The organism is Rahnella inusitata, from assembly GCF_965118895.1.
GTDB lineage: Bacteria > Pseudomonadota > Gammaproteobacteria > Enterobacterales > Enterobacteriaceae > Rahnella > Rahnella inusitata_A.
This window is the reverse complement of the sequence record NZ_CBCPJJ010000019.1, coordinates 101,912-124,126: the sequence shown is the minus strand read 5'-3', so window position 1 is coordinate 124,126 and position 22,215 is coordinate 101,912. Positions and strand designations below refer to the sequence as shown.

The following is a 22,215-nucleotide window of genomic DNA, read 5'->3' as shown; positions in this document are numbered from 1 at the left end:
CAGCTAACGCTTTTTGCTTGTTCTCATCAATAGCCATTTTTACTCCTCGTCTGATACAGGGGAACATCCCGCCTGCATCACTGAATATAATTTATGTACAGGTAATTGGCAGTAATTATACTGTATGCTCATACAGTATCAAGCCTAATTTTGCAGAAACTCAAACAATGCGGTTTGTAGCGCAAAAACAGCAGCTTGCAAACGCACCGCTTCGCGATCGCCGGAAAACTGTTGTTTCGCAGTTACGATACGCCCGTCTCCTCCGGCGAAACCAAACCATACGGTGCCGACCGGTTTTTCTGTCGAACCGCCGTCAGGCCCGGCAATACCGCTGACCGACAAGCCGATGTCCGCTCCAGCCGCGTGCAGAACGCCCTGCGCCATTTCGCGAACCACCTGTTCGCTCACCGCGCCGTACTGCTCAAGCGTCGCCTCGGAAACCCCGAGCATCTCATGTTTGGCGGCATTACTGTACGTGACAAATCCGCGGTCAAACCACGCTGAACTTCCGGCAATATCCGTGATGGCTTTGGCAATTAATCCCCCGGTACAGGATTCCGCACAGGTGATCCACAGCCCTTGCGCCTTTAGCTCTGAACCGATTTCCACACTCAGTTCATGTAAACGTTGTTCGGTCATCTTCCCTCCTGACGGTTCAGTTGAAACTCTCCCGATGTTAGCATTTCTCTTTCAATCTGTGAGTCCCAACGCAGTTATTTGCGCGATGCCTTCAGAATTAAGATAAAAAGCAAAAATAAGGGCCGCACCAGGCGACCCTCAGAAGAAATCACGGCCGGTTCATCGTGCCGCTTTCACTGCCTGCCCCAGTTGCCATACCGCCATTGCATAATGCACGCTATGGTTGTAACGGGTGATGGTGTAGAAGTTCGGCAGTCCGTACCAATACTGGTAATTCGTGCCCATATCAAGGCGCAGCAGGCTGGCTTCCTGATAATTTCCCAGTGAACCCAGCGGACTTAGCCCTGCAGCTTTCAGCGTAAAGAGCGGATACCTGGTCTTGAAGCCATTCTCAAGCAACGGCGCCTGACCGGCTGCCGGCACGGCTATTGGCGCGCCTTTGGTCCAGCCATGTGCTTTGAAGTAATTGGCCACGCTGCCGATGGCATCAATCGGATCCCACAGATTGGCGTGTCCGTCACCGTTAAAGTCCACCGCATAATCACGATAAGACGACGGCATGAACTGGCCATAACCCATCGCACCGGCGAAGGAACCGCGCAGACTCAGCGGATCGTCACCTTCACGACGCGACATCAGCAGGAAGGTTTCCAGCTCACCGGAGAAGTATTCAGCCCGACGCGGATACGCAAAGGATAAGGTCGCCAGCGCGTCAATAATGCGGGTTTTACCCATCACGCGGCCCCAGCGGGTCTCCACGCCGATAATACCGACAATGATTTCTGGCGGCACACCGTAAACCTGCTCGGCGCGCTGCAGCGCATCCTGATACTGATTCCAGAACACCACACCATTCTGCACGTTGTCCGGGGTAATGAATTTACTGCGATAACGGTTCCATGCGCCGTTCGGCACAGTCGACGGGCCACCAGACGGCGCCTGTTGATCCATCAATCTGAGCACAAAACCTAAGCGTTTAGTCTGCGCCAGCACATCGTGCAACTGCTGGCGGTCGAATCCATGTTCGCGGACCATTTTATCGACAAACTGATTCATCGCCGGATCGTAAGCAAAGTCACCGTTCTGAACTGCACCGGAATGTTCGGCCTGCAACAAAAAACCGCCGCTGGGTGCTGCATTAGTGCTGGCATTTCTTCCATCAGAGAAAGGGTTGCGTGGACCATCAGGCTGAGCCGGAGGCTTATTACTGCTACAAGCAGAAAGTGTTAAAACCAGGGGAAGAATGACAGCCAGGAGGCGCATCGGATATCCGTAACCATGCAATAAAAGAGGTGACGGTATGTTAGTGCATTATCAGAGCCGAAAAAACTGAAAATCGTCGTCTTTACAAGGAGGCTGACGATGCCTGTTTGCAGCGGTTTGCGTGACGTTACGCATCTTCTGCAAGCAACGTGGTTTTTTACCTCTACTCACGTTAGGATCCGTTGTAAAGTCGTTGCATCAGGCGCTATGAGCCAACAGGATGAATAAAAATTGAATGAAATCAATCAAAAGAAAAACAATATGAGCGGACTGGAAGCCCACACACCAATGATGCAGCAGTATCTGCGTCTTAAAGCAGAGAATCCGGAAGTTCTGTTGTTTTACCGTATGGGCGACTTCTACGAACTGTTTTATGACGATGCGAAACGCGCGTCGCAACTGATGGATATCTCGCTGACCAAACGCGGTTCCTCTGCCGGTGAGCCGATCCCGATGGCGGGCGTGCCTTATCACGCTGTAGAAGGTTATCTTGCGAAGCTGGTACAGATGGGGGAATCCGTCGCAATCGCAGAACAGATTGGTGATCCGGCTCTGAGCAAAGGGCCGGTGGATCGTAAGGTGGTGCGTATCGTCACCCCAGGTACGGTGAGTGACGAAGCCCTGCTAAGCGAACGTCATGATAATCTGCTGGCTGCCATCTGGCAGGACGGACGCGGTTTCGGTTATGCAACGCTGGACATCAGCTCCGGCCGTTTTCGTGTCGCCCAGCCTGACGATCTCGAAACGATGGCCGCAGAGTTGCAGCGCACCAATCCGGCAGAGTTGCTGTACCCGGAAAGCTTTGAGGCGATGCCGCTGATTGCTTCACGCCGTGGTCTGCGGCGTCGTCCGATGTGGGAATTTGAGCTGGAAACAGCGAAACAACAACTGAATCTGCAATTCGGTACCCGCGATTTAAGCGGTTTTGGTGTTGAACAGGCCGCTCAGGCACTGCGTGCGGCCGGATGTCTGCTGCAATACGTGAAAGACACCCAGCGCACCGCCCTGCCCCATATCCGTGGTGTCACCATGGAACGCCAGCAAGACGGCATTATTATGGATGCGGCCACGCGCCGAAATCTGGAGCTCACGCAAAATCTGGCCGGTGGCGTCGAAAATACGCTGGCAGCAGTGCTGGATCAGGCGGTGACGCCGATGGGTAGCCGTATGCTCAAACGCTGGATCCATATGCCGAGCCGCGACATCAAAATGCTGGCAAACCGCCAGCGCACAATTGGTGCATTGCAGGATATTACCGCGGATTTACAGCCAGTGTTGCGTCAGGTGGGCGACCTCGAACGTATTCTGGCGCGCCTGGCACTTCGCAGCGCACGTCCGCGAGATCTGGCCCGTATGCGCCATGCGCTCCAGCAGTTGCCGGAAATCCGTGAGATTTTAAACGATACCGCCGCTGAGCATGTTCAGATACTTGTTGAACAGACTGGCGACTTCACAGAGCTGGTGGAATTACTGGAACGCGCTGTGATCGAGAGCCCGCCAGTGCTGGTTCGCGACGGCGGCGTGATTGCGCCGGGGTATAATGCTGAGCTCGACGAATGGCGCGCGCTGGCCGATGGCGCGACAGATTATCTGGATCGTCTGGAAATCCGTGAGCGTGAAAAGCTGGGGCTCGATACGCTCAAGGTCGGATTTAACGGTGTTCACGGTTACTACATTCAGGTCAGCCGGGGTCAGAGCCATCTGGTGCCAATTCATTACGTTCGCCGCCAGACGTTGAAAAACGCCGAGCGCTACATCATTCCCGAACTTAAAGAGTATGAAGACAAAGTCCTCACCTCTAAGGGGAAAGCGCTGTCGCTGGAAAAAGCATTGTATGAAGAACTCTTTGATCTGCTGATGCCGCATCTTTCCGCATTGCAACAAAGCGCCAGCGCGCTGGCTGAGCTCGACGTACTGAGCAATCTTGCAGAACGTGCTTATACGCTCAACTATGCCTGCCCGACCATGAGCGAAAAACCGGGAATAAACATTACCGGCGGACGCCATCCGGTGGTCGAACAGGTACTCAGTGAGCCGTTTATCTCCAACCCCCTGAACATGTCTCCGGCAAGACGGATGCTGATCATTACCGGCCCGAATATGGGGGGTAAGAGTACTTATATGCGTCAGGCGGCGCTGATCGTTCTGATGGCGCACATTGGCAGCTATGTGCCTGCGGAAGCGGCAACCATAGGTCCCGTCGATCGTATCTTTACCCGTGTCGGTGCGGCTGACGATCTGGCTTCCGGCCGCTCGACCTTCATGGTCGAAATGACAGAAACGGCTAACATCCTGCATAATGCCACCGAAAACAGCCTGGTGCTGATGGATGAAATCGGTCGCGGCACCTCGACCTATGACGGCTTGTCGCTGGCATGGGCCTGCGCCGAAAATCTGGCCAGCCGTATCAAAGCCATGACCCTGTTCGCCACCCATTACTTCGAGCTGACCACACTGCCGGAGAAAATGGAGGGCACGGTGAATGTGCATCTGGATGCGATCGAGCACGGTGACACTATTGCTTTTATGCATAGCGTTCAGGACGGCGCTGCCAGCAAGAGTTACGGTCTGGCCGTGGCCGCACTTGCCGGTGTACCACGTGATGTGATTAAACGGGCGCGTCAGAAACTTAAGGAACTGGAAACGTTGTCGAACAACGCCGCAGCCAGCAAGGTTGATGGCCCGCAGCTGGCGCTGCTGACAGAAGATGTCTCACCGGCTGTCGAAGCACTGGAAGCACTGGATGTGGATTCGCTATCGCCCCGACAGGCGCTGGAATGGATTTATCGTTTGAAAGAGTTGGTGTAAAAGCCGCAAAACGTGGATGTTGTTTATTGAAATAGTGGATGTTGTTTATTGAAATAGCTGACATCAAAATAACAGAAATAAAAAACGGTGGGGATTAGCCCACCGTTCTTTTTGATGCCAAATTAGATGCTGTATTTATTGCCTAAAAGCGAATGACTCGCAGAGCACATTACTCACGGAACAGAGCTTCGATGCTCAGTCCCTGTCCCTGCAAAATCTCACGCAGGCGACGCAAACCTTCTACCTGAATCTGACGAACACGTTCACGTGTCAGGCCAATCTCACGGCCCACGTCTTCCAGCGTCGCTGCTTCATAGCCCAACAGGCCGAAACGGCGCGCCAGCACTTCACGCTGTTTTGCATTCAACTCGAATAACCACTTCACGATACTCTGTTTCATATCGTCGTCTTGCGTGGTGTCTTCAGGGCCGTTGTCTTTTTCATCCGCGAGAATGTCTAACAGCGCTTTCTCAGAGTCACCGCCCAACGGGGTGTCTACAGAGGTAATACGCTCATTCAGGCGCAACATACGGCTGACATCATGGACCGGCTTGTCGAGTTGCTCAGCAATCTCTTCTGCGCTCGGCTCATGGTCCAGTTTATGCGCAAGTTCACGTGCAGTACGCAGGTAAACGTTAAGCTCTTTCACGATGTGAATCGGCAGACGAATGGTACGGGTTTGATTCATGATCGCCCGTTCAATGGTCTGACGTATCCACCATGTCGCATAGGTAGAAAAACGGAATCCACGCTCAGGGTCAAATTTTTCAACCGCGCGGATGAGACCCAGGTTACCTTCCTCGATCAAATCCAGCAGTGCCAGTCCGCGATTACTGTAGCGGCGGGCAATTTTAACCACCAAACGCAGGTTACTTTCAATCATACGGCGACGCGAAGGGACATCTCCACGCAGCGCACGTCTTGCAAAATAAACTTCCTCTTCTGCTGTAAGCAGAGGGGAATAACCGATCTCACCGAGGTACAGTTGAGTTGCGTCCAGCACTCGTTGGCTTACAGTCTGCGACAACAACTCTTCTTCAGCGTCGTTATCGGCAGTCTCTTCGACTGTGGCTTTCTCGTCAAAGGCTTCAGCGCTGTTCTCATCGAAATCTACATCATCATGTAACTCGTTAACTTTCAGCGTATTCTGACTCATAAGCTGCTCCTACCCGTGGTCCCGAGGGCAGAATTCAAGACTCTGCCCGTGTTATCGCTGCGGAAGATAACGCAGCGGATTTACGGATTTCCCCTTGTAACGAATTTCAAAATGCAATCTTACTGAACTGGTTCCGGTGCTACCCATAGTCGCTATTTTTTGTCCCGCCTGCACTTCTTGTTGTTCCCGGACCAGCATTGTATCGTTATGTGCATAGGCGCTCAGGTAATCATCATTATGTTTGATGATGATTAGATTACCGTAACCGCGAAGAGCATTGCCTGCGTACACTACACGCCCTGAGGCGGTGGCGACGACAGACTGTCCGCGCGAACCAGCAATATCGATCCCCTTATTTCCCCCTTCAGAAGCTGAGAAATTATCGATAATTTTCCCGTCAGTCGGCCATTTCCATGTGGAAACCGGACCGCCATTATTTGTCGGAGTGGCAACGGGAGTACTGGCTACGGCAACAGGTGTGGTCGTGGTAACTACACCTGATGAAGGCAACATCTTACCTACATTCTGTTTACCAGAAGAATCAGAATACGTGGTAGTTGGTTGAGATGCAACCACAGAACCTGTGAGCATTCCCCCCGTCGGAACTTTCGGAACACCGCCATTCGTCGCGTCCGTAACGGCTAAAGATCCACCTGTGCTGGCCGCCGAAGAGACGTTGTTAATCTGGATATTTTGACCGACTTCCAGATTGTACGGCGCGGCGATATTGTTACGCGCAGCAAGGTCTCGGAAGTCGTTTCCTGTGATCCAGGCGATATAAAACAGGGTGTCCCCGCGCTTCACCTGATAGGTGCTGCCGCTATAGCTGCCCTTAGGGATAGAGTTGTAGCTGCGGTTGTACACAATGTGTCCACCGGAGCCGATCGCAGGCGCGTTTAGCTGCGAGGAATTCGGAGTATTCTGACCTGTCTGACTACCGCCACCGCCGCCATTTACGCTGCTGATGGGTGCTGATGTGGTTGAATTGTTCGTACATCCCGCCATCCATGCACTGATAAACGTACAGACCGCAATGCGGCTTAGTGTTTTTATTGGGCTTCCCGTGCTCATATTTCCCCCGTTACGGCAATCTCAGAATAACGCTTTTACCACGCACACCGCGCCAGCTGGCGCTTTTCGTATCATTTCATACCGTGCGGGCAGGCAACACGCTCATTCAGGCCAATCCCCGAATGCGCGGTGCCATAAAAAACTGTAGTGGATGCTATCAACATAGCCAGTACAGCACCATATAACAGTTGTATTTAAATTTTAAGGGGTTAGTCCTGCAGAGTATCGCAATCAGGCCAGCTCGCCTTTCACCAGAGGGACAAAGCGGACTGCTTCAATTGTTTCGGCAGCGAACTCATCCCCGCGTCGGGTGATGCGTTGCAGGATTTGATTCTCTTCGCCGACGGGCAGGATCATGACTCCACCGTCATCGAGTTGTTGCAGCAAATCTTGGGGAATTTCAGGGGGTGCAGCAGTGACAATGATGGCATCGAAAGGTCCGCGCGAAGGCCAGCCCTGCCAGCCGTCGCCATGACGCGTAGAGACATTGTGCAAATCAAGTTGCTTGAGACGTCTCTTCGCCTGCCACTGCAACCCTTTTATCCGTTCAACCGAAAATACATGCTCCACCAGATGCGCCAGAATTGCCGTCTGATAGCCGGAACCGGTGCCAATCTCCAGCACGCGTGATGAAGGCTTAAGGCGCAGCAACTCGGTCATTCTCGCCACTGTATAAGGCTGGGAGATGGTCTGCCCGGAGCCAATCGGCAGCGCAGTATTTTCGTAGGCTTTATGTTGAAACGCCTCGTCGACGAAACGCTCGCGCGGCACGGCCTCAATGGCATGCAGCAATTTTTCATCGTGGATACCCTGCTGACGCAGCTGTTCCAGCAGGTTATACATCGGTTTATTCACCATTCGCGCTCACCCCGGCTTTTTCTAACCATGAGACCACGACATCCTGAGCCGCATAGGCGGTTAAATCCACCTGAAGAGGCGTCACTGACACATAACCTTGCGCGACGGCGGCAAAGTCCGTATCTGGCGCGACATCAAACTTATCGCCCGGCGGACCGATCCAGTATAAATCTTGCCCGCGAGGATCCTGCTGACAAAATACCTGTTCAGCCGGATGGCGGCTACCACAACGCGTGACGCGAATGCCTTTAATCTCCGACAAAGGCAGGTCCGGCACATTAACATTCAGAATTTTGCCAGTACGCAAAGGCTCGCGCGCCAGTGCCCTGAGAAGGCGACAGGTGATGATGGCGGCGGTGTCGTAATGCTGGTGTCCGTCGAGAGATACCGCCAGTGCAGGAAAGCCGAGATGGCGACCTTCCATAGCGGCGGCCACCGTACCCGAGTAAATCACATCATCGCCGAGATTAGGCCCGGCGTTGATGCCGGACACCACGATGTCCGGACGCGGATGCATCAGGCTATTGACGCCAAGATAGACACAATCGGTGGGCGTGCCGTTAATGACTGCGGTATCGCCATTGGGATAGGACTGAATACGTAACGGGCCGTCCAGCGTCAGCGCATTGGATGCGCCGCTGCGGTTGCGGTCCGGGGCGACCAGCGTCACCTCGGCGAATTCACGCAGCGCGGACGACAGCGCCTGAATGCCGGGAGCCAGTACGCCATCGTCGTTACTCAGTAATATCCGCATTGATTTCATCCAGATGCATCAGCTCGCGCACAACGCTCGTGGCGTAGCTGCCTGCCGGTAGCCAGAATTTGAGTTCCAGAGTGACGTCATCCCAGCGCTGCCAGTGCATTTGTAAAGGCTGCAACATGATGGCACGACGCGCAGGTTCGACTCTTTCGCGTTTCAGTAAAGAAAGTAGATCAGCCTGAGAGCTCAGGCAAGCCAGCTCGAATGCTTCGGCATCTTCCAGCGTCCCTAACGGGCCATCACCAGGCAAGGGCGCTGTCACCAGCAACTCGCCGCTTTCTACACGCGGCAGCAGGGAGTCAAACTCTTCTGCTTTCGCGACAAACCAGCTGCCGCGTCCGCTGAGCTGCAAGGCATCGCCAAGCATTGCCTGACGCACCGTATTATCCGCCAGACGCTGGCTGGCGACGATGTTGAACATCGCGCTACGGCTGGCTGACAAATAGAAACTGCGCTTTGCTCGCTCTTTCGGACGGGCTTCGTTGGTTGCCCAGCGTTTCGCCTGCACCAGATTATTGCCGCCACGACCAAAGCGCTGTGTCCCGAAATAGTTCGGTACGCCTTGCTCTGCGACCATTGCCAGACGGGTTTCCACATTCTCAATATCGCTTATCTGGCGCAGCACCAGCGTAAACGCATTGCCTTTCAGTGTGCCGATGCGCATTTTTTTACGATGGCGTGAGGCGCGGATTACCTCGCAACCTTCGAGATCAAACTGACTGAGGTCCGGATCGACTTTGCCCGGCAAATGCAGGCAAAACCATTGTTCGGTGACCGCATGCCTGTCTTTCAGACCGGCGTAGCTGACATCGCGCGGATGCACTTTGGCGAAACGCGCCAGTTGCTCGGCGACAAACTGTGTGTTGCAGCCGTTTTTGCGGATCCGCACTAACAGATGTTCACCCTCGCCGTCCGGCTCAAAGCCCAAATCTTCTTCGACGATAAAGTCTTCCGGATTGGCTTTTAACTGGCCGGTTGCCACGGGTTCGCCCAGCAACCAGGTGAGACGTGACATATCTATCATGCGGTAATCTTCCACAACATCATTCCTTAATCAGCAGGGCGACGGCTTCGCAGGCAATACCTTCGCCACGGCCGGTGAAACCCAGCTGTTCAGTGGTGGTAGCTTTCACGTTAACGTCGTCCATATGACACTGCAAATCTTCGGCCAGAAATACGCGCATCTGCGGAATGTGCGGCGCCATCTTAGGAGCCTGCGCGATGATAGTGATATCCAGATTGCCCAGCTTGTAGCCTTTCGCACGGATGCGGCGGTACGCTTCGCGCAGCAGCTCACGACTGTCAGCACCTTTGTAAGCCGGGTCGGTGTCCGGGAACAATTTACCAATATCACCCAGCGCCGCAGCGCCAAGCAGGGCATCCGTTGCCGCATGCAGCGCGACATCACCGTCGGAGTGGGCCAGCAAACCTTGCGGATAAGGAATACGCACACCGCCGATCACCAGCGGGCCTTCGCCGCCAAACTTATGTACATCAAAACCGTGACCGATACGCATTATGCGTTCTCCTCGTGGGATATGCGGGTTAAATAGAACTCAGCCAGTGCCAGATCTTCCGGCCTGGTGACTTTAATATTATCGGCCCGCGCTGGGACCAGCACCGGATGATAGCCACAATATTCCATTGCAGAAGCTTCATCAGTGACCACAGCGCCTTCATTAAGCGCACGGCGCAGGCAGATTTTCAGTAATTCGAGAGGGAAAAATTGGGGCGTCAGCGCATGCCAGAGATCCTGCCGGTCGACCGTGTGTGCGATAGCCTGCAAACCAGTTTCACCGCGTTTCATGGTGTCGCGAACCGGGGCGGCGAGGATCCCGCCGGTCTTACTGCTCGTTGAAATCGCCAGCAAATTATTCAGATCATCAGGATGCAGACAAGGGCGCGCGGCATCATGCACCAGCACCCAGCCGCGTTCTCCGGCCGCGTCAAGACCCGCCATTACGGACTCTGCGCGCTCGCCGCCACCGGTCACTACCTGAATGCGGGGATCCTGAGCTATTGGCAGCGACGCAAACTGCGTGTCATGCGGGCTCAGGGCCACGATCACCTTTGTGACCTGGTCGTTGTGCAACAAAGCGCGGATCGAATGTTCTATCAGCGTTTTACCGCCGATAGAAAGATACTGCTTAGGACATTCTGCCTGCATACGGCTGCCAATTCCGGCAGCGGGTAAAACGGCAATGACCTTTGGAAGGGAAACTGCGGTGTGGCTCATGGCTATGGGTTCGGATTATTTTGCGAAAGATTGCTGCCCGGAGCGCGTTTATTGTCTGGCACCAGACGATAGAAAGTCTCACCGGGTTTGATCATACCCAGTTCGTTGCGTGCACGTTCTTCGATCGCTTCCTGACCGCCGTTTAAATCGTCGATTTCAGCGAATAATTGGTCGTTACGTGATTTCAGTTTGCCGTTGTTGACCTGCTGCACTTCAACGTCATCGTTCACACGCACGTAATCATGAATACCATTCTTGCCCAGCCACAGCGAATACTGTAACCAGCCAAGTAAAATCAGTAACAGCAGTGTTAGTTTGCCCATCCCCGCCCCCTAAAAAAGCCGGGCAATCATCCCACAACTTTCCTTCTGACTCCACTGTGGCAGGATAATTGCCGTTGAGATTCAGACTTACGCACGCAATTATGGGTGAGAATGACACAATGGGTTACATCGTGGAAAAGAATTGCCGGAAAAATCGCCAGTCAAAAGAGATAAAAAAGGATCCTTGCAGGATCCGATACAGAGTTTTTTTTCCTCACCAGCCGGAGAGAAATGAGAATACGGTCCAGAACAGGCCGATGACGCAAACGCCGGTGGCGACGGGAGTTTTGAACCAGCCACCGCGAAAAAGCATGCTGAAAGCAATACCGATAAGCACCGACACCGGCATCAGCGCCAGGAAGAAGGGCCAGGTATAGAGGAGAAAAAACAGAGTATTCGAGCCGTACACCCAAAAAGGGATCGCCAGCGCCAGCCAGTAACAAGCGAAACCAATAGATCCCCCCTGCACGGAGTAGGACGGATCGTCGTTTTCTGCACTGTCTGTGGTCTGCGCTAACCGCAGCAAGGGCGGGTGTTCCGCCCTGATACGATCGAGGCGGATACGACTGACCAGTCTGCTGAGTAAAGCCTGCATAGGTGATCCCTGTGTTCAGTGTAAACCGGCACGCTCTGTGGCGTTTGGCCGGCAACATTCAGGGATTGATAATACCGCGCCGGCGCATCACATCTAACAATTGGGGAACCAAATGTGTTACCAATTGTTCACCTTCAAGATGCACATCCGGCGCTTCTGGCGGCTGATATTCAGAGTCGATACCGGTGAAGTTTTTCAGTTCACCGGCACGCGCTTTTTTGTACAAACCTTTCGGATCGCGCGCTTCGCAGACTGCCAGAGGCGTATCCACAAACACTTCGATAAACTGTCCGTCCTCCAGCAACTCACGCACTATATCGCGCTCGGCGCGATGCGGTGAGATAAAGGCAGTCAGCACAACCTGTCCGGCATCCACCATCAGTTTGGCGACTTCGCCGACGCGGCGGATGTTTTCACGGCGATCGTCAACGGTAAAACCCAGATCGCGGCACAGTCCGTGGCGGACATTGTCGCCATCAAGCAGATAGGTGCTGACGCCCAGCGCGTGCAGCGCCTGCTCCAGCGCACCGGCGACAGTGGATTTCCCCGAGCCCGAAAGCCCGGTGAACCAAAGTACCGCCCCGCGGTGACCATGCTGCTTTTCGCGATCCGCACGGGTGATGGCGTGAGGATGCCAGACGACGTTCTCATCTTTTAATAAAGCACCATCTTTCAGTAATTGCGGATCCTGAGACGCCATCTTATTTGCCACCGAGCAGGTCGCGTGCGCCCCAATGTGGGAAGTGGCGGCGAACCAGACTGTTTAGCTCCAGCTCAAAGGCGCTGTATTTGTCAGACTCTTCATACACCTGTTCCAGTGCTTCGCGTACCAGACCGGCACCCACGGTGACATTCGTCAGACGGTCGATAAAGATCATGCCACCGGTGACCGCATTGCTCTGGTAGTTATCCAGCACCAGCGGTTCATCGAAGGCCAGTTCGACCAGACCGATACCGTTAAGCGGCAGGTTTTCCACCACGCGCTGCGTCAGTGAGTTAATCTCAACCTGATATTCAATGTTCTCCACGCGCGCACGGGCTTTCTTGCCGCCAACTTTAATGTCGTAGCTCTGGCCGACGCTCAGCGGTTGCTCCGCCATCCACACCACGTCGACTTTGGCATTCTGCACCGGTTTCACGGTTTCATTCGCATCTACAAGCGTATCGCCACGGCTGATATCGCGCTCATCCGCCAGCACCAGCGTAATGGCCTCGCCGGCCCAGGCTTCCTGCAAATCTCCGTCGAAGGTCACAATGCGTGCGACGGTAGACTCCACGCCAGACGGCAGCACTTTGACTTTCTGCCCGACGCGAATCGAACCGGACGCCAGCGTACCGGCATAACCGCGGAAATCGAGGTTAGGACGGTTCACGTACTGCACCGGGAAACGCATTGGCTGCTGTTCGCGGATATTGATGATGTTGACGGTTTCCAGCACGTCGAGCAGCGTCGGGCCGATATACCAGCTCATTTTCTCGCTTGGTGTGGCAACGTTGTCACCTTCCAGTGCGGAAAGCGGCACAAACTTGATGTCCAGATCGGTCGGCAGCTGCTGCGCGAAATCCAGATAATCTTGTTTAAACTGCTCGAATACGGTTTCGCTGTATTCCACCAGATCCATTTTATTCACGGCAACCACCAGATGGCGGATCCCGAGCAGTGTGGCGATAAAGCTGTGACGACGGGTCTGATCCAGCACGCCTTTACGGGCGTCGATCAGCAGGATCGCCAGATCGCAGGTCGAAGCTCCGGTCGCCATGTTGCGGGTGTACTGCTCGTGCCCCGGCGTATCTGCGATGATAAATTTACGCTTCTCGGTAGAGAAGTAGCGGTAAGCCACATCAATCGTAATGCCCTGTTCGCGCTCGGCCTGTAAGCCATCCACCAGCAATGCCAGATCGATTTTTTCGCCCTGCGTACCGTGACGTTTGCTGTCGTTGTGCAGTGAAGACAGCTGATCTTCATAGATCTGACGCGTGTCGTGCAGCAGGCGGCCTATCAACGTACTTTTGCCATCATCAACGCTGCCGCAGGTCAGGAAGCGCAGCAGGCTTTTGTGTTGCTGGGCGTGCAGGTAAGCTTCAACGCCGCCCTGCTCCGCGATTTGTTGTGCAATTGCGTTATTCATTAGCTGCGGCTCCTCAGAAGTACCCTTGACGCTTTTTCATTTCCATAGAACCGGCCTGATCGCGGTCGATCGCGCGGCCCTGTCGTTCACTGGTGGTGGAGACCAGCATCTCTTCGATGATCTCCGGCAGCGACTGCGCTTCGGATTCAACGGCACCGGTCAGCGGCCAACAGCCTAACGTACGGAAGCGCACCATTTTCTTTTCGATAACTTCACCCGGCTGCAAATCAATGCGGTCGTCATCAACCATCAGCAGCATGCCGTCGCGCTCCAGCACCGGACGCGGCGCGGCCAGATATAGCGGAACGATTTCGATATTTTCCAGATAGATGTACTGCCAGATATCCAGCTCAGTCCAGTTGGAAAGCGGGAATACGCGAATACTTTCGCCTTTGTTAATCTGGCCGTTGTAGTTATGCCACAGTTCAGGACGCTGATTTTTCGGATCCCAGCGGTGGAAGCGGTCGCGGAACGAATAGATACGTTCTTTTGCGCGGGATTTCTCTTCGTCACGGCGTGCGCCACCGAAGGCCGCATCAAAACCGTGTTTGCTCAGCGCCTGCTTCAGACCCTCGGTTTTCATGATGTCGGTGTGTTTGGCGCTGCCGTGGACGAACGGGTTAATGCCCATCGCCACGCCTTCCGGGTTCTTATGCACAATCAGCTCGAAACCATAGTTCTTCGCCGTTCGGTCGCGGAACTCGTACATCTCGCGGAATTTCCAGCCGGTGTCCACGTGCAGCAGCGGAAACGGCAGCGTACCGGGGAAGAAAGCTTTGCGCGCCAGATGCAGCATGACCGAAGAATCTTTCCCGATGGAGTACATCATCACCGGGTTGGCGAATTCAGCAGCCACTTCACGGATGATATGGATACTCTCCGCTTCCAGTTGCCGCAAATGAGTCAGTCGTTTTTCGTCCATAACAGATCCTTTAAGCCAAATTCACAACCGACGGGCGTTGAGTGCCGTCAGTCTCAGGATGATGCCCAAACCACGCCAGTTGCTGATGAAGTGCTACCACCTCACCAATCACCAGCAACGCCGGCGTCGGCGCCTGTTGAGCCAGATGTTCAAGATTATCAAGCGTGCCGGTCAGCACCTGCTGATCCGCACGCGTTCCCCGGCCAATTACGGCAACCGGAGTGTGCGCTGCGCGACCATGAGCAATCAGTTGCTGGCTGATTTCGGCCGCCTTGAGCGTGCCCATGTAAATCGCTAATGTCTGCTTGCCTTTCGCCAGCGTCTCCCACTGAATGCCGTTATCTTCCGGCTTACAATGGCCGGTCACGAATACCACACTCTGCGCATGATCGCGGTGAGTCAGCGGTATACCGGCATACGCCGTGGCACCTGCCGCTGCGGTGACGCCGGGGACAACCTGAAAAGGAATGCCCGCCGCCTGGACGGCCTGTAACTCTTCGCCGCCGCGACCGAAAATAAAGGGATCGCCGCCTTTAAGACGCACGACCTTTTTCCCCTGCAGGGCCAGTTCGACCAGCAGGCGGTTGGTTTCTTCCTGGGCGACGGAATGACTGCCCGCACGTTTGCCGACACAAATCTTGTCGGCGTCGCGGCGCACCAGATCTAAAACTTCATCGCTGACCAGATAGTCGTAAAGCACCACATCGGCCTGCTGCATCACCTGAAGTCCACGTAAGGTGAGTAATCCTGCATCACCCGGCCCTGCGCCGACCAGCGTGACATTGCCGTTAAGCGAGATGTCTTCCGCGTTTTCTAACTGCTGTTGCAGTGCTTGTTCTGCTTCTGCGAGCTTTCCCGCAGAAGCGAGGCTGGCAAAGCGACCGGCAAAGGCCATTTCCCAGAACCGGCGGCGGGCGCGCATCGAGGTGAATTGCGTTTTAACGCTCTCACGCCAGCGTCCGGCGATATCAGCCATCTGCCCGAGGCTGGTGGGCAGCAAGGTTTCCAGCTTCTCGCGCAACATACGCGCCAGCACCGGAGCTTTACCGCTGGAGGAGATCGCCACCACAATCGGCGAACGATCGACAATTGAAGGAAAAATAAAGGAGCATTTCGGCTGATCGTCGACCACGTTAGCCATGACGAAGCGCTGATTGGCTTGCTCGAAGACTTCCGCATTGAGCGCCGCATCATCGGTTGCCGCAATCACCAGGAACACGTTATCGAGCTGCTCCGGCAGAAAAGCCTGCGCGACCCAGCTGACTTCTGCGGCCTGTTTGCGTTGTTCCAGCTCGGGGGAAAGTGCCTGCGCGACTATCCGAACTTGTGCGCCCGCTCGCAGGAGAAGATCTATTTTGCGAGCAGCGACTTCGCCACCACCGACAACCAGCACCGGGCGTTGTTTGAGGTCGGCAAATATTGGTAGATAGTCCACAAAAACCTTAACTGATAACCAGAATGAATATCCCGACTATACGTGCAGGCAATAATTGATCTGAAATGACGAAAAGGAATGATTAGTTACTAAATGGAATATAGAGCGCCAGACGGGACTCAGCCTCGCGGGAATTTCATCTGCCTGAATATTTTTCATGACCTGGCCGCGTTTATCATCCCGCGACAAAAAGAGCGATTTCAGATTTGGGAAATTGTCTATTGGCTCACACAATCGCATACTATCAGCCCTGTAAGACCGCCTGCGCGGCCTGCTGCTTTGATTGCCTTCCGGTCACCCTGACCTACTGACAAGGATTTTTGGCTATGTTTTCTTTTTTACGCATGAAGCGGACGCTGCTGGCTTTTAGCCTGGGCTGCGCCGGGATAACTCATGCGCTGGCGGCCACTTCGCCGCTTCCTCCGATGGGCGAAATCGCCAGTCAACAAATTCGCCATATCGCCACCTATTTTCCGGGGCGGATGGCAGGCAGTCCGGCGGAACTGATCGCCGCCGAGTACCTGAATCAGCAATTTAATAAATTCGGGTATCAGAGCAATCTGCGCGGTTTCGATACCCGCTATCTGTACACCAGCAATGATGGCAAACAGGACTGGCATAATATCCACGCCACCTCAGTCATCGCCGCGCGCGCCGGCGAAGTGCCGCAACAAATCATTGTGATGGCGCATTTTGATACGTACGTTCCGCAAAGCGATGCTGATACCAACCACAATCTGGGTGGCCTGACGTTGCAGGGCGTGGACGATAACGCCTCTGGTATTGGCGTGATGATGGAGCTGGCAGAGCGGATGCAGGCTGTTCCGACGCATTACAGCCTGCGTTTTGTCGCGCTGAGTGCGGAAGAAACCGGCGCGAAAGGGGCCGAGGATTTTATTAAACGGATGAGCGCCGAAGAGAAGAAAAATACCCTGCTGGTGATCAATCTCGATTCCCTCATCACCGGCGATAAACTGTATTTCAACAGCGGCGTGAATACCTCAGTAGCGGTCGCCAAACTAACCCGCGTGCGTGCCATTAATATTGCGCACAGTCTGGGTATTCCGGCAGAAAGCCATGCAGGCGCGCACTGCTGCGACGGTTTACAGGCGCTGGACGATGCGCATCTGCCTTTGCTCAACGTTACGGCCACCAATTATGCGCTGGGCAAGAAAGACGGCGTACAACAACGGGCGATCAGCAGCCACTTCCCGCTGGGCTCCGCCCGTTATCAGAGCCAGTTCGACAATCTGCAATATCTTGAAAGCGTACTGCCGGGGCGGATTGATAAACGCGCCAGAGACAGTGTGAAGGTGCTGTTCCCGCTGCTAAAAGGGCTGGCGAAACCTGCCAAACACGCCTGACCTGAGAAAGCACAAAAGACAACGGACGCTTTACGCGTCCGTTTTTTTATCGAAGATTATGCAAATCATCACTCATGTAAGCCGCATTCACGCTTCAGTCCAAAGAAGCGCGTGTCCTCTTCCTTCATCCCTTCTTCCCACTTTTTAGTGGTGTGCGTATCGCCGACAGACAGATAGCCCTGATCCCACAGCGGGTGGTAGCTCAGACCGTTGTCTTTCAGATACTGGAAGATCTGACGGTTATCCCAGTCGATGATCGGCAGGATCTTAAACACGCCGCGCTGTACCGCCAGAACAGGTAAATGCGCACGGCTGCCGGATTGCTCACGGCGCAGACCGGCGAACCAGGTTTGGACGCCGAGCTGTGCAATCGCACGGTTCATTGGCTCAACTTTGTTGATCTGATTGTATTTTTCGATCCCATCGACGCCCTGCTCCCACAGTTTGCCGTAACGCGCTTCCTGCCATGCGGGCGACTGCCCGGCGCGAAACACCTGCAGGTTGAGATTCAGCTGTTCGGTTAACGTATCAATAAACTGATAGGTTTCCGCAAAGAGATAACCGGTATCGGTGAGGATCACCGGAATATCGGATTTCTGCTGAGTGACCAGATGCAGACAGACCGCCGCCTGAATGCCGAAACTGGAGGACAGCGCGAATTCGCCAGGCATATTTTCCAGCGCCCACTGCACCCGCTCCTGTGCCGACAGCTTTTCGAGGCTGACGTTAATTTCCGCCAGCGCCATAGACTGTCCGGATTTCGGTAATGCATTCAATTCAGCCAGACTGAGTAAACTCATAGCGTCTCCGATAACTCGTCGCTCTTAATCGTAAAAATCACGTGCCGGATCAAGCACCGGCCTGATGATACCTGCGCGGATCACGAAGTCGCCGAAACCTTCATTCGTTTCGCGCTCTTTTGCCCAGCGGCCGACCAGTTCGTCGATAATGCCGAGGATCTCTGTATCTGAAATATTCTCGCGGTACATGCGGGGAATGCGCGTACCGGCGCGGTTGCCGCCAAGATGCAGGTTATAGCGGTTCATCGCTTTGCCGACTAAACCGATTTCCGCCAGCAGCGCACGTCCGCAGCCGTTCGGGCAACCGGTCACGCGCAGAACGATATGCTCATCACCCACGCCATGCCCGTGCATGATGCCTTCGACCTTGGTTACAAACTCCGGCAGGAAGCGTTCAGCTTCAGCCATCGCCAGCGGGCAAGTCGGATAGGACACACAGGCCATCGAATTTTTACGTTGCTCGGTGATCCCGTCGTCGATTAAACCGTGGTTGCGTGCCAGCGTTTCGATTGCGTCTTTGTCTTTTTCCGCGACGCCGGCGACGATCAGATTCTGATTAGCAGTAAGCCTGAAATCCCCTTTATGGATCTTAGCAATTTCTGCCAGACCGGTTTTCAGCGGCTTGCCCGGATAATCCAAAATACGGCCATTTTCGATAAACAGTGTCAGGTGCCACTGGTTGTCGATACCTTTTACCCAACCGATACGATCACCGCGGCCGGTGAATTCATAAGGGCGAACATCAGCAAACTGGATGCCTGCGCGCTTTTCGACTTCGGCTTTAAAGACCGGCACACCGACGCGTTCCAGCGTGTATTTGGTTTTGGCATTTTTACGATTGGTACGGTTGCCCCAGTCGCGCTGAGTGGTCACCACCGCTTCAGCCACGGCCAGCGTGTTCTCGAGCGGAATAAAGCCCAGTTCGCTGGCAGTACGGGCGTAAGTGGCTTTATCACCATGCGCGATGGAAAGTCCGCCACCGACCAGCACGTTGAAGCCGATCAGCTTGCCGTTGTCGGCGATCGCCACAAAGTTCAAATCGTTGGCGTGAAGATCCACGTCGTTTTGCGGCGGGATCACCACGGTAGTTTTGAATTTACGCGGCAGATAGGTCGCGCCCAGAATGGGCTCTTCGTCGGTGGTTTCGACTTTTTCCTGATCCAGCCACACCTCGGCGTAGGCACGGGTGCGCGGCAGCAGATGCTCGGAGAGTTTCTTCGCCCACTCGTAGGCTTCGCGATGCAGCTCAGACTCTACCGGGTTCGACGTACACAAGACGTTACGGTTCACGTCATTGGCGGTCGCCAGCGCGTCCAGCCCCAGTTTATTGAGCAACTGATGCACCGGCTTAACGTTCGGTTTCAGAATGCCGTGGAACTGGAATGTCTGACGGTTAGTAATACGGATGCTGCCGTAGATCGTGCTGTCATCGGCAAATTTGTCGATACCCAGCCACTGCGCAGGCGTCATTACCCCACCCGGCAAACGGCAGCGCAGCATCATGGCGTGACGAGGTTCGAGTTTTTGCTCAGCGCGTTCGGCGCGGATATCACGGTCATCCTGCTGATACATACCGTGGAAACGGATTAACAGGAAGTTGTCACCGTTGAACCCGCCGGTCAGGCCATCTTTTAAATCTTCGGTAATGGTCCCGCGCAGGAAATTACTCTCCTTTTTCAGACGCTCAGCGTCGGCCAGCGGGGCATCGACGATCAAAGGGCCGGGACCGGGATTTTGTTCGCTCCACAATTTATTGCTCATAAGGTTTTCGCTCATTGCTCAAATTCGTTAGTAGACGTCACGCTGGTAACGACGATCCAGACGTAATTCACTTAAATATTCGTCGGCCGTTTCCAGATCCATCACGCCGTTTTCGGCAATAATTTCCAGTAACGCCTGCTCTACGTCTTTCGCCATACGGTTGGCATCGCCGCAAACATACACGTGCGCACCTTCCTGCAACCATTGCCAGACTTCCGCGCCTTTCTCACGCAGTTTGTCCTGCACGTAGACTTTTTCAGCCTGATCGCGTGACCACGCCAGATCGATATGGGTCAGCAGGCCGTCTTTGACGTAGCGCTGCCATTCCACCTGATAGAGGAAGTCATCGGTAAAGTGCGGATTACCAAAGAACAGCCAGTTTTTGCCGCTTGCGCCGTCGTTATCACGCTGCTGAATAAAAGCGCGGAACGGCGCGATACCGGTGCCGGGGCCAATCATAATGACCGGCGTTTCCGGGTTGGCCGGGAGGCGGAAGTTATCGTTATGCTCAATGAAGACTTTCACTTCGCCGTCTTCTTCCAGACGATCTGCCAGATAGCCAGATGCTCCACCAGAGCGCGGGCGGCCGTCGATGTCATAACGCACCACACCAACGGTGATGTGAACTTCAGTTTCGGTCTCGGCCTGCGAAGAGGCGATTGAGTACAGGCGCGGCGTCAGTGGACGCAGCAAATCCACCAGCTGTTGCGCGTCCAGTTCGGTCGGTGCGCGGCGCACCATATCCACAAACGGCACGGTCTGCGCATATTGCTGGAGCGCCGTTTTATCGGCCAGCAAACCGGTCAGGTGCTCGTCGCGGCACAGCCCGGCATATTTCTCGATAATCGGCGTGGTGTTTTGTGTCAGTTCGATGTGATGTTGCAACGCCTCGGCAAGCGGCAGCGATTTGCCATTCACCTCAACGGTTTCATCGCCTTTCAGCCACAGCAGTTCAACCACTTCCTGCACCAGTTGCGGATCGTTTTCAAACCAGATACCCAGCGCATCGCCCGGCTGATAACGCAGGCCGGAATCGCCAAGATCAATTTCAAGATGACGCACGTCTTTGTCGGAATCGCGACCGGTAATTTTCTGATTTACCGCAAGCGTAGCGGTCAGCGGCAACGCTTTGGTGTACGGACTGCTGTCTACCTGATTGACACTGCCTGCCAGCGTTGGCGCGGCTTGCCCGGAGGTATCGGCAGGCACGCGCTGTTGCAGCACTTCGACAATGCGCTTGCGCCATTCCTGCGCCACGTCTTTGTATTCGACATCCGCATCCACGCGGTCTAACAGGCGCTCCGCACCCAGTTCGCCCAGGCGGTTATCGAAATCTTTACCGGCCTGACAGAAGAATTCGTATGACGTATCACCGAGCGCAAATACGGCAAACGCGGTGTCTTTCATCTGCGGTGCTTTTTTGGATTGCAGGAATTTGTGCAGCGCGACGGCTTCTTCCGCCTGCTCGCCTTCACCCTGCGTCGAGGCCACGATCAGCAGCAGCTTTTCCTGACCAATTTGCTTGAATTTGTAGTCGCCTGCGTTGACCAGATTGACGTTCAGTTTCGCGGCGATGAGATCGTCACGCAGTTGTTCAGCTACGCGGCGGGCGTTGCCGGTTTGCGAGGCGGAAATCAGCGTAATGGCCGCAGCAGCCGGTGCGGCTACCGGGGCGGCAACAGCGCCCGGTTGCTGATTAACCATTCCCCAAAAATATCCGGAGAGCCAGGCCATCTGAGTCGGTGAGTAATCACCAATCGCCGATTGAAGGCGGGCCATTTGCTCGGGGGTCAGCGGGAGCAGTGAAATTGGAGGAGCCTGAGTCGTCATCGCGGTACGAATTCCCTTATGCAGAAGCCAGTCATCAATCCGGCCTTTTACGCATTTTTGCGCCCTTTGCGGTTAAATGAGCGCGCAGGAAAGACCTTTATTGTTTGTAAGGTTAACGAGGCCGATGATAACAATTAAAGAAGTGATGGAAATAATAAATAACCAAAAGAACTAAGAGGATTTAGAGGTAAGATTAACCGGAAAAACGGGTAAGGAAGGATTTTTATCGCACTGAAATCGCTATAAAAATTTCCCTGCACTTCCA

At 54.4% G+C, this 22,215-nt stretch carries 20 protein-coding genes; 2 read left to right on the top strand and 18 right to left on the bottom strand.

From position 1 onward, the window contains the following. Positions 1 to 144 precede the first annotated feature (144 nt). Positions 145 to 639, bottom strand: a complete 495-nt coding sequence (gene pncC, locus ACMHLI_RS16585; RefSeq protein ID WP_413530411.1) for a nicotinamide-nucleotide amidase — start codon at positions 637 to 639, stop codon at positions 145 to 147. 159 nt (positions 640 to 798) lie between these two features. Beyond that, positions 799 to 1,902: a lytic murein transglycosylase B gene (gene mltB, locus ACMHLI_RS16580; RefSeq protein ID WP_413530410.1), complete on the bottom strand. Its 1,104-nt coding sequence runs from the start codon at positions 1,900 to 1,902 to the stop codon at positions 799 to 801. A gap of 261 nt (positions 1,903 to 2,163) precedes the next feature. Here mltB and mutS point away from each other — a divergent pair, with 261 nt between their 5' ends. Then, positions 2,164 to 4,710: a DNA mismatch repair protein MutS gene (gene mutS / locus ACMHLI_RS16575; RefSeq protein WP_413530409.1), complete on the top strand. Its 2,547-nt coding sequence runs from the start codon at positions 2,164 to 2,166 to the stop codon at positions 4,708 to 4,710. A gap of 169 nt (positions 4,711 to 4,879) precedes the next feature. Here mutS and rpoS read toward each other — a convergent pair whose 3' ends face one another. The 13 genes from rpoS to cysG form a co-directional block, all read right to left on the bottom strand. Next, positions 4,880 to 5,866, bottom strand: coding sequence for an RNA polymerase sigma factor RpoS (gene rpoS / locus ACMHLI_RS16570; RefSeq protein WP_056772811.1), 987 nt, complete (start codon positions 5,864 to 5,866; stop codon positions 4,880 to 4,882). Between the two features lie 51 nt (positions 5,867 to 5,917). Beyond that, positions 5,918 to 6,937 (bottom strand): murein hydrolase activator NlpD, encoded by a 1,020-nt coding sequence (gene nlpD, locus ACMHLI_RS16565; RefSeq protein ID WP_413530408.1) that lies wholly within the window; start codon positions 6,935 to 6,937, stop codon positions 5,918 to 5,920. Positions 6,938 to 7,168: 231 nt separating this feature from the next. Continuing rightward, entirely contained in the window at positions 7,169 to 7,795 is a 627-nt protein-coding gene (locus ACMHLI_RS16560) for a protein-L-isoaspartate(D-aspartate) O-methyltransferase (protein WP_413530407.1), read from the bottom strand. Next, positions 7,785 to 8,549 carry a 5'/3'-nucleotidase SurE gene (gene surE, locus ACMHLI_RS16555; RefSeq protein WP_413530406.1) on the bottom strand — a complete coding sequence of 255 codons (765 nt, stop codon included), beginning with the start codon at positions 8,547 to 8,549 and terminating at the stop codon, positions 7,785 to 7,787. Before surE ends, ACMHLI_RS16560 begins: the two co-directional genes overlap by 11 nt. Continuing rightward, a complete protein-coding gene (truD, locus tag ACMHLI_RS16550; protein WP_413530421.1) occupies positions 8,530 to 9,576 on the bottom strand; it encodes a tRNA pseudouridine(13) synthase TruD in 1,047 nt (348 codons plus the stop codon). The genes surE and truD overlap by 20 nt, the downstream gene beginning before the upstream one ends. 22 nt (positions 9,577 to 9,598) lie before the next feature. Next, complete coding sequence (gene ispF / locus ACMHLI_RS16545; protein WP_101078465.1) at positions 9,599 to 10,072, bottom strand: 2-C-methyl-D-erythritol 2,4-cyclodiphosphate synthase; 474 nt, start codon at positions 10,070 to 10,072, stop codon at positions 9,599 to 9,601. Continuing rightward, the gene (gene ispD, locus ACMHLI_RS16540; protein ID WP_413530405.1) at positions 10,072 to 10,791 is read right to left on the bottom strand and encodes a 2-C-methyl-D-erythritol 4-phosphate cytidylyltransferase; all 720 of its coding nucleotides are present in this window, start codon (positions 10,789 to 10,791) and stop codon (positions 10,072 to 10,074) included. The genes ispF and ispD overlap by 1 nt, the downstream gene beginning before the upstream one ends. Positions 10,792 to 10,793: 2 nt before the next feature. Next, positions 10,794 to 11,114 carry a cell division protein FtsB gene (ftsB, locus tag ACMHLI_RS16535; protein ID WP_413530404.1) on the bottom strand — a complete coding sequence of 107 codons (321 nt, stop codon included), beginning with the start codon at positions 11,112 to 11,114 and terminating at the stop codon, positions 10,794 to 10,796. A 214-nt stretch (positions 11,115 to 11,328) separates the two neighbouring features. Next, positions 11,329 to 11,709, bottom strand: coding sequence for a DUF3561 family protein (locus tag ACMHLI_RS16530; RefSeq protein WP_413530403.1), 381 nt, complete (start codon positions 11,707 to 11,709; stop codon positions 11,329 to 11,331). A 58-nt stretch (positions 11,710 to 11,767) separates the two neighbouring features. Next, positions 11,768 to 12,409 carry an adenylyl-sulfate kinase gene (gene cysC, locus ACMHLI_RS16525; protein ID WP_413530402.1) on the bottom strand — a complete coding sequence of 214 codons (642 nt, stop codon included), beginning with the start codon at positions 12,407 to 12,409 and terminating at the stop codon, positions 11,768 to 11,770. Between the two features lies 1 nt (position 12,410). Continuing rightward, the gene (gene cysN / locus ACMHLI_RS16520) at positions 12,411 to 13,838 is read right to left on the bottom strand and encodes a sulfate adenylyltransferase subunit CysN (protein WP_413530401.1); all 1,428 of its coding nucleotides are present in this window, start codon (positions 13,836 to 13,838) and stop codon (positions 12,411 to 12,413) included. Between the two features lie 13 nt (positions 13,839 to 13,851). Further along, entirely contained in the window at positions 13,852 to 14,760 is a 909-nt protein-coding gene (gene cysD, locus ACMHLI_RS16515) for a sulfate adenylyltransferase subunit CysD (protein ID WP_112164698.1), read from the bottom strand. Positions 14,761 to 14,770: 10 nt separating this feature from the next. Beyond that, positions 14,771 to 16,195: a siroheme synthase CysG gene (cysG, locus tag ACMHLI_RS16510; RefSeq protein ID WP_413530400.1), complete on the bottom strand. Its 1,425-nt coding sequence runs from the start codon at positions 16,193 to 16,195 to the stop codon at positions 14,771 to 14,773. Positions 16,196 to 16,521: 326 nt separating this feature from the next. On the opposite strand from cysG, the gene ACMHLI_RS16505 reads away from it, so the two are divergent. After that, the gene (locus ACMHLI_RS16505; protein WP_413530399.1) at positions 16,522 to 17,559 is read left to right on the top strand and encodes an aminopeptidase; all 1,038 of its coding nucleotides are present in this window, start codon (positions 16,522 to 16,524) and stop codon (positions 17,557 to 17,559) included. Positions 17,560 to 17,627: 68 nt separating this feature from the next. Here ACMHLI_RS16505 and ACMHLI_RS16500 read toward each other — a convergent pair whose 3' ends face one another. Genes ACMHLI_RS16500 through cysJ form a run of 3 tightly spaced genes read right to left on the bottom strand, consistent with a single transcriptional unit; the run spans position 17,628 to position 21,950 of the window. Then, complete coding sequence (locus ACMHLI_RS16500; RefSeq protein ID WP_413530398.1) at positions 17,628 to 18,359, bottom strand: phosphoadenylyl-sulfate reductase; 732 nt, start codon at positions 18,357 to 18,359, stop codon at positions 17,628 to 17,630. A 24-nt stretch (positions 18,360 to 18,383) separates the two neighbouring features. After that, a complete protein-coding gene (gene cysI, locus ACMHLI_RS16495; protein WP_413530397.1) occupies positions 18,384 to 20,120 on the bottom strand; it encodes an assimilatory sulfite reductase (NADPH) hemoprotein subunit in 1,737 nt (578 codons plus the stop codon). Positions 20,121 to 20,147: 27 nt separating this feature from the next. Further along, positions 20,148 to 21,950: an NADPH-dependent assimilatory sulfite reductase flavoprotein subunit gene (cysJ, locus tag ACMHLI_RS16490; protein ID WP_413530396.1), complete on the bottom strand. Its 1,803-nt coding sequence runs from the start codon at positions 21,948 to 21,950 to the stop codon at positions 20,148 to 20,150. Positions 21,951 to 22,215 lie beyond the last annotated feature (265 nt).